The organism is Brevundimonas aurantiaca, assembly GCF_904830995.1.
Taxonomy (GTDB): Bacteria; Pseudomonadota; Alphaproteobacteria; order Caulobacterales; family Caulobacteraceae; genus Brevundimonas; species Brevundimonas aurantiaca.
This window is the reverse complement of sequence record NZ_CAJGVD010000001.1, coordinates 1,077,575-1,089,820: the sequence shown is the minus strand read 5'-3', so window position 1 is coordinate 1,089,820 and position 12,246 is coordinate 1,077,575. Positions and strand designations below refer to the sequence as shown.

The following is a 12,246-nucleotide window of genomic DNA, read 5'->3' as shown; positions in this document are numbered from 1 at the left end:
GTCAGCCCCAGGCTTCGACCGCGCCCCGGCGTCGGATCGGCGCCGCGCTGGCCAGTTGGGTGCGCGGCTCGGCCTCGGCGCGGCCGAACAGCCAGCCTTGGCCGTATTCGACCCCCAGGCTCTTCAACTGATCGGCGACCGGGTCCGTCTCGATCATCTCGGCGATGGTTTCCAGCTTCATCGACCGGCACAGTTCGACCACGCCCCGGATCAAACCCTCGGTCAGGGGATCGCTCAGACCGCGCACCAGATCCCCGTCGATCTTGACCGCATCCACAGGCAGTTTGCGGACATAGTCATAGGAGGTGGCGCCGGCGCCGAAGTCGTCGATGCAGACCTTGATGCCGGTCTCACGCAGGGCGGTCAGCCGCCGGTTCGCCGCCTCCAGATCGGCCAGGGCCGAGGTTTCGGTCACTTCCACGATCAGACGTTTGCGCTCTTCCGTCGAGCCGGAGGTCATCTTCAGCAGGTTCTCGACATAGGTGTCGTCGCCAAGCGACGCGCCGGAGACATTGATCGCCATCTTGAGCAGGCCGGCGCCGGGCGCCCGCATCCGCTTCAGCACCTTCTCGGCGACTGCCAGGTCGAAGGCCTCGATCATTTTCAGCTCTTCAGCCATGCGGATGGCTTCGGCCGGGCCGTTGGGGGTATTGAACCGCGCCAGGGCCTCGAAATGGTGGACCGCCCGCGAGTCCAGTCGGACGATCGGTTGATAGTGGACCTGGAAGTCTCGAGCCTTGACCACGCCGCGGAACGCCTCGGCGTCGCGGAAGGTCCGCTTCAGGGACTCGGTGAAGGCGATCTGAGGATTGGCCAGGCCGCCGTCCTTCAGACATCCCTCAATGGCGAAACGCATGGCGCGCAGCACGCACAGGCTGTCCGCCCCCTGGGGAACGGGGGCGGTGAAACTCTCGGCGGCCAGTTCGGCGCCCTCCGCCCGTCCGGCCTCGACCACTTCCGCCGCCAGGTCGCGTTTGTCGGTTTCCGGCCGCAAGAGGGCGAAACGCTCCTGGGTGATCTGGGCGGCGGAGGATCCGTGAACGGCGGCCGACTGAAGCGTGGCCTCGATCCGGCGTTGAACCCGGTCCGCCAGCGCCTCCGGCAGCTGCTCCAGGCCGTGAACGTCCAGGAAGCCGAACGCCAGATCGCGCGAATTGTCGATGATGCGGGGCGCGTCGATCAGGAAGCGTTCGGCGTCGATCAGCGGCGGAACGTCCAGTTCGCCCAGCGGGATGGCCGGACCCTCATAGGCGATGGCGCAGGATATCGCGGGCGCCAGCTGGGGCAGGACGAAGGCGCGGATCGAAGCGCGTCGCACTCGGTCGGCGCCGGCGGTCAGAAGAATCTGCAGGGGCGCGCTGCGGGCGCCCGCTTTGCTGTTCATCAGCGTCTGGAGGACATGATCGCCCTGATGAAGCAGTTCGCTCAGGGGTTTGCCGGTCCACAGGGCGCCGACGTCCTGTCCCGCAGCGGGGCCCGCGCCCAGGGCGAAGCCGACGCGCCCTTGGGCGTCGATTTCCACCAGGGCGTCGGCGGACGCAAAGGCAAGTCCCAAAAGGCGCGTGGTGATCGGCATGGGGCGACTGTGACCCCTGTCGCTTAAAAAACCGGCAACACGGCGGGAACGACGTCCGCAGAATTCAAAAAATGTCGCTTAAGCCTTGCGGTTGAACGCCACCGCGCGTCCGTCGCCCATGGCCGCCCGCCCATCGGCGGCATAGGCGGCGGCCGGCGTTCGGGCGGCTGCGACCTCATGGGCGATGGCCCGCACCAGGCCTTCGGAAATACGGCGGGCGGCCTCAACAGCGCCGGCGTGACGGGCCAGGACGGCGTCGAAGGCGCGGGTGGCCTCGATCAGAGCGGACCAATCAGCCGAAGGCGCGTCGGCCAGAAGGGCGGGGTTGGCCTTCACATGGGCGGAGTCGCGGCGATAGAGGTTGGCCATCTCCTGGGTTTCGGCCAATCCCTTGGCGACCTCCTGGGGGCGCCCCTCTTGGAAGGCGCGCGTCTCGGCCGCCAAACGCTCGGTCAGGCGCCGCGTCAGTTCCAGCAGTTGGCGCACGCGCGCCCCGGCCAGTTCAGCGTCGCTCATGGCCGCGCCTCCTGCATCTTCAGCATTTCGTTCATCACCGGCCCGGCCAGGCCGATCCCGCCGGCGGCCACGGTCTTCTTGGCCATTTCGTCCAGCAGAAAGCTGCGCCAAGTCGCCTCGCCCTGACCGCCGCCGAACAGGCCGTCGGTCGACAGGCCTTCGAACATCGGTTTCAGCATCTGAGACAGGAAGCTGGCCTCGAAGGCTTCCGCCGTGGCCTTGATCTTCTCGCGGCTCGCGCCGGCTGCGGCCGTCGCAGCGGCGGGCAGGGGGCGGATCAGTTCGGCGGGGGCGGACAGGTCCGTCATGCTCACATCACCTCGATCTCGGCCTGCAAGGCGCCGGACGCCTTGATCGCCTGCAGGATGCTGATCATGTCCCTGGGGCTGACCCCCAGGGCGTTCAGGCCGTTCACCAGGGTGGACAGGCTGGTTCCGCCGCCCACCAGCCGCATCTGGGTGCCCAGGTCTTCCTCGACATTGACCTGGGTGCTGGGCACGACCGCCGTCTGTCCCTGGCTGAAGGGGGCGGGCTGGCTGACGAAGGGCTGTTCATCGACCGAGATGGTCAGATTGCCCTGGGCGATGGCCACGCGCGAGATCCGCACCGCATCGCCCATGACGATGACGCCGTTCACCTCGTCGATGATGACCTTGGCGGGTGAATCGACGGTGACGGGCAGGTTTTCCACACGGCTGATGAAGCCGGCCATGCCCATCTGTCCGGGCGCCCGCAGGGCCACGACCGTTCCGTTCTCGGCCAGGGCCGTGCCGGGGAATGCGGCGTTGACGGCGGCGGCGACGCGCTGGGCGGTGGTGAAATCCGGATTGCGCAGATTCAGCCGGACCTCATTCATATTGGCCATTTCGAAGCCGGTCTCGCGCTCGACGGAGGCGCCCGAGGCGATCCGGCCGGCCGTCGGCACCCCCCGCGTCACCGAAGAACCTGATCCCCCGGAGGCCGAGACGGCGCCCGTCTGGACCGAGCCCTGGGCCACCGCATAGACCTGGCCGTCCGCGCCCTGAAGGCTGGTCACGACCAGAGATCCGCCCAGCAGGCTCTTGGCGTCGCACATGGAGGAGACGTTGACGTCAATACGCGAACCCGGCGTGGCGAAGGCCGGCAGTTCGGCCGTGACCATGACTGCGGCCATATTCTTGGTGTTGGCGTTGGCCCCGCGGATATTGACCCCGAGCCGCTCGGTCATGCCTTCCAGCGACTGCCGGGTGAAGGGACAGTTGCGCAGCGAATCGCCGGTGCCGTTCAAACCCATGACCATGCCGTAGCCGACCAGTTGGTTGCCGCGAACGCCTTCAACGGCGGCGATGTCCTTGATCCGCGACTGGGCTGCGGCCGCGGACGCGCTGACGCCCAGGGCCAGGACGGCCAAGGGCGTGACGAGGCGGGCGAGCAGATTCTGCATGGGTCGGACGTCTCTGAGGCTTCTTCTGATGCCTTATGCCAGGATCGTGCCGTGATCTAAGCTGTTGAAAATATGGTGGTGTGGCGGCTTGCGGGTGGATGGTGAGGGCAGATTCTGCCCAGCTGTTAACCAAACGGTCACTCCGTTCCTCAAGGATGTGATCATGAGCCGGAGCATGCGCGGATGAAGGTCACAGGGACCACGGGCCCCCAAGCCCCGACCAGCGGCAAGTCCGCCCGCTCGGCCAGCGGCTTTTCGCTCGGTCAAGCCGGTGGGGCGTCCGCGCCCACCGCCGCTTCAGCCGCCGCCGCACCGACGAGCGTCGCCGACGTCTCGGCCCTGATGGCCCTCCAAGGCGTGGAGGGGCCGCTGGAAAAACGTCGGCGCGCCATCAAGCGGGGCGCAGGGCTTTTGGACCGGCTCGACGAGATGAAACTGGCTCTGTTGTCCGGCGAGGGCGATCCCGCCTTGTTGGAACGGCTGGCCCGCAATCTGCGCGAAGAGCGCCCCGATGGCGGGGATGCGGGGTTGAACGCCGTGCTGGATCAGATCGACCTGCGCGCCGCTGTGGAACTGGCCAAGGCCGAACTGCGTCGCGGCGAGGCTTGATCGTAAAAGCTTCGGCTTTTCAAGATCGAGGACGGGGCCTTAGCTGGGTTCCTATTTCATCAAGGCGCTCACGGAATCATGATCACGGAATCGCGAACGCCGTTGCCGCGACTCGTCGGGCTGACTATACGGCCCCTACGCCACAGGGGGGCGTGATTAGAGAGCGTGAGTGGGATGAGCGCCTTGGCGTCCGTTGTGTCCGACGAAACCGGTCCTTACCGCCCGTCGGACGACGAGCCGTTCATGAATGAGCGGCAACTGGCTTACTTCAAAAAGAAGCTGCTGGACTGGAAGGATGAAATCCTTCGCGAGTCCAAGGGGACGGTCGTCAACCTGAAGGCGGAGACGGAAAACCATCCCGATCTGGTCGATCGCGCCTCTTCGGAGTCGGATCGCGCCCTGGAATTGCGGACCCGCGATCGGCAGCGCAAGCTGATCTCCAAGATCGACGACGCCCTGCGGCGGATCGAGGACGGCTCCTACGGCTATTGCGAGGACACCGGCGAACCCATTGGCTTGGGTCGTCTGGAGGCTCGCCCCACCGCGACCCTGTCGGTCGAGGCGCAGGAGCGCCACGAACGCCGCGAGCGGGTTCACCGGGACGACTGAAGTTCGAGGGACCCAAGCCTTGACTTCGCGGGGTTGCGGCGCGACCTAGCCGCCTCGCTTTTGAGGTCTAGGTCTTCATGTCCGTCAAGGTTCGTTTCGCCCCGTCGCCGACGGGTAAGCTGCACGTCGGCAATGTCCGCACCGCCCTGGTGAACTGGCTGTTCGCAAAAGGGCAGGGCGGATCCTTCGTGCTGCGGATCGACGACACCGACCTGGCGCGCTCCACGCCGGAGTTCGAGCAGGGGATCGAGGACGATCTGACCTGGCTGGGGCTGACCTGGGACGAGCGCTATAATCAATCCAAGCGCTTCGACCGCTATGAGGAGGCCGCCGCCAAGCTCAAGGCGTCGGGCCGGCTCTATCCCGCCTATGAGACGGCCGACGAACTGGACCGCCGTCGCAAGGTGCAGCTGTCGCGCGGCCTGCCCCCCATCTACGACCGCGCCGCGCTGGACCTTACCGACGCGCAGAAGGCGGCCTATGAGGCCGAGGGCCGTCGTCCCCATTGGCGGTTCAAGCTGGGGGGCAAGCGGGTCGCTTGGGAAGACCTCGCGCGCGGCCACGCCGAGGTCGACACCGCCTCCATGTCCGACCCGGTTCTGATCCGCGAGGACGGCCTGTTCCTCTACACCCTGCCGTCTGTGGTGGACGACATCGACATGGCCATCACCCACATCATCCGGGGCGAGGATCACGTCACCAACACCGGCGCCCAGATCGAGATTTTCGAAGCCCTGGGGGCGACGGTTCCCGGCTTCGCCCACATGCCCCTGCTGGTCGGCGCCGACGGCGCGGCCTTGTCGAAACGATTGGGCTCCCTGTCGATCAGCGAGATGCGCGACCAGGGTTACGAGCCGATCGCCATCACCAGCCATCTGGGCCGGATCGGCACCTCCGACCCCTTGGAGGTCGCCGCATCGGTTCAGGCCCTGGGCGAAACCTTCGCCTTCACCAAGATGGGCCGGTCGCCGGCTCGGTATGACACGGCCGATCTGGACCGGCTGAACGCCCAGGCGCTGCACGTCATGGACTATGCTTCGGCTCAACCCCGGCTGCAGGCTCTGGACGCGGATCTAGGCGAGACCTTCTGGTCCGTGGTGCGGGGCAATCTGAACAAGTTCGCCGATGTGGTTGAAATGGCGAAGGTCGTGCGGGGGCCGATCCAGCCGGTCATCGAGGACGGAGCCTTCATCGAAACCGCCGCCGGCCTGTTGCCCGAGGTCATTGATGAGACGGCCTGGTCCGCCTGGACCAACGCCGTCAAGGCCGAGACGGGCGCCAAGGGCAAGGCCCTGTTCATGCCCTTGCGGCTGGCGCTGACGGGCCAGGCGCACGGACCGGACATGGCGGCCCTGGCGCCGCTGATCGGTCGCGAAACCATCCAGCGGCGCCTGAAAGGCGAGGCGGCCTAAGCCGCCTCACGCCTGGATCAGGCGTTGCAGGCGGCCAGTTCTTCGGCGCTGAGCGTCTTGCCCTTGTAGGAGAAGGCCGTCACCGGGCCGAACTTCTGCACCACGCGGCGGCAGGCGCGGGTCGCAGGCTGTTCCGTGCCGCCCGAGGCGGTGCAGGCCGAGCCCTCGCAGGACCAGCGCGCGCCGTCGATGATGGTCGGGCGGGCGGGGGCCGGCCGCGCGGGGCGAGGCGGGGGGGGTGGCCCGGGGCACCCGCGCGCCCCCCCCCCGGGCGGCCCCCGCCGCAATGGCGACCAGAATGGCCTTCCAGTCCTGAAGCGCATGGGCGTCCAGGGTCATCCAGGCCACGCCGACAAAGGCCACCCCCATGCCGACCAGGGCCGCCTTGTTCAGCCGCNGCGGCGAAAACGGCGGCGGCGATCAGCAGGACGCGCATGAAAACTCTCCGAATTGAAGAACGGCGTCGTGCCGTCGGGCGTCAATGTCAGTTTTCGATAAAAACTGTCAAGATGCGCGGCGTCGATTGTGATCGGCGATCACCTATCGGCGATCATAGATACGCGCCCCGTCCATGGGATCCGTCTGAATCTGCTCCAGCGCAGCCTCCACCGTGTCCGCCACCGTCCAGGCGTTCAGGAAGTCGGCCGGCGTCATCCCCTCGTCGACGCTGTGACGCATCAGATCGAAAAAGCCGTTCCAGAAGCCGTTTAGGTTCAGGAAGACCACGGGCTTCTGATGGAGATCCAGCCGCTTCCAGGACAGCAGTTCGACGACCTCTTCCAGGGTTCCGATGCCCCCCGGAGCGACCACGAAGGCGTCAGACTGGTCGTACATCAGCTGTTTGCGTTCATGCATGGAGGTCACGACGACCGTCTCGACCTCGTCGAACAGGCGCTCCCGGCTGCGAAGGAAGGCCGGCATGATGCCCAGCACGCGTCCGCCCGCCTCATGGGCCCCGCGCGCCGAGGCGCCCATCAGACCCACTCCGCCGCCGCCGTAGACCAGACGCCACCCCGCCTCGGCCGTCGCCCTGCCGAAGTCTCGCGCGGCCTGGATATAGGCGGGATCGGCCCGGTCGGATGAACCGCAGAACAGGCAGACGGAGGGGCCTTCGAAAGGCTGGATCGAAACAGGGGGCAGGGACATGAGGCCTCGAAATGAACGGATGCGCCGTCGGCCATGGCCAAACGGGCGGCGATCGAGCTAACAGACTCTCGGCCGCTGGGCGCCAGCCATATCGTGTCGGAACCAAGGATGAAACGCTGGATCGTCGCCAAGGCGGCCCTATCGACGGCTCTGGTCCTTGTGGCGCCGACCTTGAGCGCCTGTTCGGAAAAGAAGGACGCCGCCGTCGCGTCCGAGCCGGGCGCCCCGGTGGAATCGCCCTGGACGCAGCCGCCGACGGTTGACGCCGCTCGGCGCGAGGGGGGACAGGTGGTGGTTCGAGGCGCGGCGGCGCCCGACGCCCGAGTCGTGCTTCGCGCGGGGGACGGAGCGGCCGTGGCGGTCAGCGCAGACGCCGCCGGCCGGTTCGAACTCCGGGCGCCCTTGACGCCAGGCGACATGCGGCTGAGGCCGGAGGTGCAGATCGGGGAGGACGCCGCGCCCTCGCCCGAGACCTTGGTGCTTCTGCAGGGCGGAGCGGGGCCGATCATCCTGATCGCGGCCGGAGAGCCCACGACCCGGCTGGACGGCCGGGGTCGGTTGGATGCGGTGGATTCCGACGGCGCGGTCCTGATCGTCTCCGGTCGCGCGAACGGACCGCCGCCGGAGGTGACGATCAACGGAAGGCGGGCGCCGGTCCTGAGCCGCACCGGCGGCAGCTGGCGTGCGACGGCCCCCGACGGGGGTGCAGCGTCGATCGTCGTGGACGGCGAACGGTTCGACTATCCCGGCGTCGGTTCTCAGGCGGACTTTCAGTCGCAACGGGCCGGCGACGGATGGCGGCTGACCTGGCCGACCGGACCGAGCGGTCGTCAGACCACATGGCTGCCGGATCGCGGCGGTTAGGACTTCGTTAACCGAAGCGGCGGACAGATGAATCTGTCCCGTTCTGGGACACACCATCACCGAACTTCCATTCAAAGCCCGGCGCCTGCGTCGGGCTCTTTTTTTCAGACGGCCAGGTTGTCGATAAGCCGCGTCTTGCCCAGCCAGGCGGCGGCGAGAATGCGCGCGGGGGCGTCGACCACGCCGTCGCGAAAGACCGACAGGTCTTCGGCCCGCCGGACCGCCACATAGTCGATGCGCTCAAAGCCGGCCTTCAGCACGGCGGCATAGGCGTCTCGTTCGACGCCGGGCAGGGGACGCCCCGACGCGGCATCGGCTGCCGCCGCCGCCAGGATGCGGTTGAGCCGGCGGGCCACGGCCAATTCGTCTTGCGACAAATAGGCGTTTCGCGACGACAGGGCCAAGCCGGCCTCGTCCCTCTGGGTCGGAACGGCGACGATGTCGATCGGCAGATCCAGGTCGCGGACGAAGCGCCGGATCACCATCAGCTGCTGATAGTCCTTCTCGCCGAACACGGCCAAGTCCGGCTGAACCTGGTTGAACAGCTTGGTCACCACCAGGGCGACCCCGCCGAACATCTGAGGCCTGAAATCGCCTTCCAGGCCCATCGCCGGACCCGTCACGGCGATGCTGGTGGCGAAGCCTTCGGGGTACATGTCCTCTGGCGCGGGCGCGAACATCAGAGGGCAGCCGACGCCGGACAACAGCCGCGCATCCTCCGCCTGCTGGCGTGGATAGCGGGCCAGATCCTCGGTCGGGGCGAACTGGGTCGGATTGACGAAGTTGGAGACCACCACTCGATCGGCGCGCTGAACGGCTTCGCGCACCAGGGCCAGATGGCCGTCATGCAGGGCGCCCATGGTCGGAACCAGGCCCACCGTCAGGCCTTGTCTCTTCCAGTCGCGTACCGCGGCGCGCAGTTCCGCGACGGAACGAACGACGAGGAGCGAAGCGGGCTGGGTCATGGTGAACCGGTTAACCTTGTGCCTTAAGCGTGTCGATGCACCAGACCTCAAGCCCTGGCCACTAGGGTGGTGCTTATGACGCCAGCAGCAGCGACCCGTCCAGTTCTGATCGCCCTCACCCTCGGGCTTGCCGGGTGCGGGGCCGTCGAGGGCGACCGTCATTCCTTCCAGTCCGCCGCCGATCGGATCGCTGCGATCGAGATTCCGATGGACCCGGACGCCCCCAGGCCCGCAGCTGCGCAAAAAACTCGCGCCGAAACTCAGGGTTTGCGGCCTGCAAAATTCTCGCCCGTGAAAATCGCCCTGATGACGCCCTATGAGATGTGGGACGCCCGCGACGCCATGGCGGGGCGGCTGGGCGCTGACGAAAGGCGGACGGAACCCGAGCCTGACCGGGAGCCCGGTCTAAGGGGGGCGGGGACGCGGATGGTCCAACCGGCCGGCCAGCCCGCCATGCGCGCCGCCGCTCCTGCGCTTGTCGAGGCGGTCGATCGTGCCGACAGGCCGGTTCTGCGCCCCGCCGTCATCCGGTCGGAGCCGCGGCCGACCTCGTCGGCGGAGGGCCGACTGATCCAGCTGGGCGCCTTTTCCAGCGAAGCTGCGGCGCGGGCCGCCTGGGCGCGGCTGAGAACCCAGGCGGATCTGTCCGACTTTTCGCCGCGATTCGAGGACGTCGAGGTCGCCGGTCGTCGTCTGACCCGGCTGCGGGTTGGGCCTATTCCAACCGAGACCGCCAGCGCCCTGTGCGCGGCCGCCCAGGTGGCCGATCCCTGGTGCCGTCGCGCCGGCTGACCGGCGGGCGTCCCTTCCACCAGAGCAAAGTCCACAGATGGCCGTTAACGCCGCGTTGACGTTTGGCCTCTGTGCGCCGAGTCTAAGGCGTCCGAAGGCCGCGCTGCACTGAGTCGCGTCGGCCGCCACAGAGGGTTTCCTCCATGACGCAGCCACACGTGATCGTCCTCGGCAATGAGAAGGGCGGGGCGGGCAAGTCCACCCTGGCGATCCACATCGTCACCGGCCTGCTGCATGCGGGGCGGACGGTGGCGATCATCGATCTGGATCTGCGCCAGCGCTCCATGCAGCGCTTCTTCACCAACCGTCAGGCTTGGCTGGCCGCGAACGGCCAAACGCTGCCCCAGCCGTTCATGCCCGACATGGGCGACGGCAAGGCCTTGGCCAAGGGCGGGACAGATGAGCAGATCGCGGCCTTCGAAAAGGCCTTCGCCGAGGCTGCGGCCGCAGGCGTGGACGCCATATTGATCGACACCCCCGGCGGCGACACGGCGGTGTCCAGCGCCGCCCATGCGCGCGCCGATCAGATCGTGACCCCCATGAACGACAGTTTTGTCGACTTCGACCTGCTGGGCGAGGTGGACCCAGTCTCGCTGGAGCTGCTGAAGCCCTCCATCTATTCCGAAAGCGTCTGGGAGGCCCGCAAGGTCCGGGCGATCACCCAGGGCCGGCAAGCGACCATCGACTGGCTGGTCGTGACGAACCGTCTCGCCGTCGCCGAGGCGCGCAACCGCAAGCGACTGGAAGAGCGGATGAACAAGCTGGCCAAGCGGGTCGGCTTCCGCGTCGGGCCGGGCTTGCGTGATCGGGTCATCTATCGCGAGCTGTTCCCCTTCGGCCTGACGGTTGCGGACCTGTCGAACGAGGTGCGGCCGGTGGCGGTGTCCCTGGCCCACGTCGCGGCCCGCCAGGAGCTGCGCAATCTGATGAAGGCCATGGGTCTGGAACAGGCCCTGGCGCCGCTGGACGTGGCGGCCTGAAAGGTCGGATGACCGCGTGGCTCTGATTGGGCTGGCCCTGGCGGCCGTCGCCGTCTGGGCCCTGGTGCGACTGGGACGACAGACGGAAAGACGTGGTCGGGCCCATTGGCGGGTGACGGCGACCCTGCTCGCGTCTGCGCTTCTGGCCGGCGGGGCTTTGGCGGCCTTCAGGGGCGCTTGGCTGTGGGGCGCAGGCCTCGCGGCGGCGGGCCTCTATCTGGTCTGGTCGTCGCGGATGCGGACGCCCGTACGTTCCGAGCCGATCACCGAGGCCGAGGCGCGCGCAGTGCTCGGCGTCCCTCCGGACGCGGACGAGGCGCAGATTCGCGCGGCTTGGAAACACGCCATGAGCCGCGTCCATCCCGACCAAGGCGGCACGGCCGGGTTGGCGATCCGAGTCAATGCGGCGCGGGACCGCCTCCTGAAGAAGAACAGAGGCGCTTGAGACGCGCGATCAGCTGACCAGGCGAAGCGGCGGCGGCGCGTCCAGCAAGGCCTCCAGGCCTTCCCGCCAACTGGGATAGGCCGGTCGCCAGTCCAGTTCGGCCTTGGCCAGGGCGTTCGAGACCCGCTTGGAATCGAGATAGAAGCGGCGCATCGCCTCGCTGACGCTGTCATCGGTCCAATCGACTTCCGGCGGACGGGGCAGGCCCATCCGGTCGGCCGCCCATTCCACCACCATGTTGGCGGGCGAGGGCTCATCGTCGGTCAGATTATAGGCGGCGCCGGGCCTGGGCCGGTCCATGGAGGCGAACAAGGCCGACACCACGTCATCGACATGGATGCGGTTGAACACCTGGCCCGGCTTCCGAACGAGTCTCGCCGTGCCGTCTCTCAGCCGATCGATGACGCTGCGACCGGGGCCGTAAAAACCGGGCAGACGGAAAATCTGGACTGTCAGCCCCATGCCCTGCGCCCCGTCCAGCCAGTCGCGTTCGGCCCGCACTCGACGGGCGCCCTCCAGGCTGGCGGCGTTCAGCGGCCCGTCCTCGAACACCCAGCCGCCGGCTCGGTCGCCATAGACGCTGGTTGATGACACATAGCCGATCCAATCCGGCCAAGCCTGGGAAGCGACGGGCGCCAGGGCGCGCAGGCCCGGACAGCCGTGGGCGTCCGGCGCCGCTGTGATCAGCACGGCCGTCGCCGACTCCAGCGCGGTCCTGAGGGCGTCGGCGTCCGCAGGGTCGATGGCCGAAACACCCTCCGCCGCGAGGGAACGCCGGCGTTCAGGATCGCGAGAGGTGGCTGTCGCCTGACCGCCCCGCTTCAAGGCTTCGCGCGCCGCCGCCCGCCCCAGGTAGCCGCCGCCGAAGACCAGCAGGGAGGGGGCGGTGACGGGGCGGTTCATCGGCAG

At 67.8% G+C, this 12,246-nt stretch carries 15 protein-coding genes; 7 read left to right on the top strand and 8 right to left on the bottom strand.

The features are described 5' to 3' along the window. Position 1: 1 nt before the first annotated feature. From JMT67_RS05415 to JMT67_RS05400, 4 genes are all read right to left on the bottom strand, one after another. Positions 2-1,576, bottom strand: a complete 1,575-nt coding sequence (locus JMT67_RS05415; RefSeq protein WP_201462888.1) for an EAL domain-containing protein — start codon at positions 1,574-1,576, stop codon at positions 2-4. Between the two features lie 78 nt (positions 1,577-1,654). Then, positions 1,655-2,092, bottom strand: coding sequence for a flagellar basal-body protein FlbY (locus JMT67_RS05410; RefSeq protein ID WP_201462887.1), 438 nt, complete (start codon positions 2,090-2,092; stop codon positions 1,655-1,657). Next, on the bottom strand, positions 2,089-2,400 hold the full coding sequence (locus tag JMT67_RS05405) for a rod-binding protein (RefSeq protein ID WP_054766216.1): 312 nt from the start codon (positions 2,398-2,400) through the stop codon (positions 2,089-2,091). The genes JMT67_RS05410 and JMT67_RS05405 overlap by 4 nt, the downstream gene beginning before the upstream one ends. A gap of 2 nt (positions 2,401-2,402) precedes the next feature. Further along, positions 2,403-3,515 (bottom strand): flagellar basal body P-ring protein FlgI, encoded by a 1,113-nt coding sequence (locus tag JMT67_RS05400; RefSeq protein ID WP_054766215.1) that lies wholly within the window; start codon positions 3,513-3,515, stop codon positions 2,403-2,405. A 183-nt stretch (positions 3,516-3,698) separates the two neighbouring features. On the opposite strand from JMT67_RS05400, the gene JMT67_RS05395 reads away from it, so the two are divergent. The 3 genes from JMT67_RS05395 to gltX all read left to right on the top strand — a co-directional run bounded on the left by JMT67_RS05395 (position 3,699) and on the right by gltX (position 6,145). After that, positions 3,699-4,124 (top strand): flagellar assembly protein FliX, encoded by a 426-nt coding sequence (locus JMT67_RS05395; protein ID WP_054766214.1) that lies wholly within the window; start codon positions 3,699-3,701, stop codon positions 4,122-4,124. A gap of 174 nt (positions 4,125-4,298) precedes the next feature. After that, positions 4,299-4,733 (top strand): RNA polymerase-binding protein DksA, encoded by a 435-nt coding sequence (gene dksA / locus JMT67_RS05390; RefSeq protein WP_054766213.1) that lies wholly within the window; start codon positions 4,299-4,301, stop codon positions 4,731-4,733. A gap of 77 nt (positions 4,734-4,810) precedes the next feature. Next, positions 4,811-6,145, top strand: coding sequence for a glutamate--tRNA ligase (gene gltX / locus JMT67_RS05385; protein WP_201462886.1), 1,335 nt, complete (start codon positions 4,811-4,813; stop codon positions 6,143-6,145). 17 nt (positions 6,146-6,162) lie between these two features. On the opposite strand, the gene JMT67_RS05380 is transcribed toward gltX, so the two are convergent. Together JMT67_RS05380 and JMT67_RS05375 are read right to left on the bottom strand one after the other, a co-directional pair. After that, positions 6,163-6,432 (bottom strand): CC_3452 family protein, encoded by a 270-nt coding sequence (locus tag JMT67_RS05380; RefSeq protein ID WP_233455807.1) that lies wholly within the window; start codon positions 6,430-6,432, stop codon positions 6,163-6,165. A gap of 253 nt (positions 6,433-6,685) precedes the next feature. Beyond that, positions 6,686-7,291 carry an LOG family protein gene (locus JMT67_RS05375; RefSeq protein WP_054766210.1) on the bottom strand — a complete coding sequence of 202 codons (606 nt, stop codon included), beginning with the start codon at positions 7,289-7,291 and terminating at the stop codon, positions 6,686-6,688. Positions 7,292-7,399: 108 nt separating this feature from the next. On the opposite strand from JMT67_RS05375, the gene JMT67_RS05370 reads away from it, so the two are divergent. Then, positions 7,400-8,155 carry a hypothetical protein gene (locus JMT67_RS05370; RefSeq protein WP_183214812.1) on the top strand — a complete coding sequence of 252 codons (756 nt, stop codon included), beginning with the start codon at positions 7,400-7,402 and terminating at the stop codon, positions 8,153-8,155. Positions 8,156-8,259: 104 nt separating this feature from the next. Here JMT67_RS05370 and panC read toward each other — a convergent pair whose 3' ends face one another. Beyond that, the gene (gene panC / locus JMT67_RS05365; protein WP_182714817.1) at positions 8,260-9,120 is read right to left on the bottom strand and encodes a pantoate--beta-alanine ligase; all 861 of its coding nucleotides are present in this window, start codon (positions 9,118-9,120) and stop codon (positions 8,260-8,262) included. 291 nt (positions 9,121-9,411) lie between these two features. Between panC and JMT67_RS05360 the strand changes: the two genes are divergently transcribed. The 3 genes from JMT67_RS05360 (at position 9,412) to JMT67_RS05350 (ending at position 11,337) form a co-directional block, all read left to right on the top strand. Next, the gene (locus JMT67_RS05360) at positions 9,412-9,912 is read left to right on the top strand and encodes an SPOR domain-containing protein (RefSeq protein WP_201462885.1); all 501 of its coding nucleotides are present in this window, start codon (positions 9,412-9,414) and stop codon (positions 9,910-9,912) included. 143 nt (positions 9,913-10,055) lie between these two features. After that, the gene (locus JMT67_RS05355) at positions 10,056-10,892 is read left to right on the top strand and encodes a division plane positioning ATPase MipZ (RefSeq protein ID WP_054766206.1); all 837 of its coding nucleotides are present in this window, start codon (positions 10,056-10,058) and stop codon (positions 10,890-10,892) included. A gap of 16 nt (positions 10,893-10,908) precedes the next feature. Next, complete coding sequence (locus tag JMT67_RS05350; protein ID WP_082382722.1) at positions 10,909-11,337, top strand: J domain-containing protein; 429 nt, start codon at positions 10,909-10,911, stop codon at positions 11,335-11,337. A gap of 9 nt (positions 11,338-11,346) precedes the next feature. Here JMT67_RS05350 and JMT67_RS05345 read toward each other — a convergent pair whose 3' ends face one another. Further along, positions 11,347-12,240 (bottom strand): SDR family oxidoreductase, encoded by an 894-nt coding sequence (locus tag JMT67_RS05345; RefSeq protein WP_183214809.1) that lies wholly within the window; start codon positions 12,238-12,240, stop codon positions 11,347-11,349. Positions 12,241-12,246 lie beyond the last annotated feature (6 nt).

Coding starts and splice junctions, on each gene's coding strand:
- JMT67_RS05415 (WP_201462888.1), bottom strand. CDS start 1,576: ATGCCGATCACCACGCGCCTTTTGGGACTTGCCTTTGCGTCCGCCGAC.
- JMT67_RS05410 (WP_201462887.1), bottom strand. CDS start 2,092: ATGAGCGACGCTGAACTGGCCGGGGCGCGCGTGCGCCAACTGCTGGAA.
- JMT67_RS05405 (WP_054766216.1), bottom strand. CDS start 2,400: ATGACGGACCTGTCCGCCCCCGCCGAACTGATCCGCCCCCTGCCCGCC.
- JMT67_RS05400 (WP_054766215.1), bottom strand. CDS start 3,515: ATGCAGAATCTGCTCGCCCGCCTCGTCACGCCCTTGGCCGTCCTGGCC.
- JMT67_RS05395 (WP_054766214.1), top strand. CDS start 3,699: ATGAAGGTCACAGGGACCACGGGCCCCCAAGCCCCGACCAGCGGCAAG.
- dksA (WP_054766213.1), top strand. CDS start 4,299: ATGAGCGCCTTGGCGTCCGTTGTGTCCGACGAAACCGGTCCTTACCGC.
- gltX (WP_201462886.1), top strand. CDS start 4,811: ATGTCCGTCAAGGTTCGTTTCGCCCCGTCGCCGACGGGTAAGCTGCAC.
- JMT67_RS05375 (WP_054766210.1), bottom strand. CDS start 7,291: ATGTCCCTGCCCCCTGTTTCGATCCAGCCTTTCGAAGGCCCCTCCGTC.
- JMT67_RS05370 (WP_183214812.1), top strand. CDS start 7,400: ATGAAACGCTGGATCGTCGCCAAGGCGGCCCTATCGACGGCTCTGGTC.
- panC (WP_182714817.1), bottom strand. CDS start 9,120: ATGACCCAGCCCGCTTCGCTCCTCGTCGTTCGTTCCGTCGCGGAACTG.
- JMT67_RS05355 (WP_054766206.1), top strand. CDS start 10,056: ATGACGCAGCCACACGTGATCGTCCTCGGCAATGAGAAGGGCGGGGCG.
- JMT67_RS05345 (WP_183214809.1), bottom strand. CDS start 12,240: ATGAACCGCCCCGTCACCGCCCCCTCCCTGCTGGTCTTCGGCGGCGGC.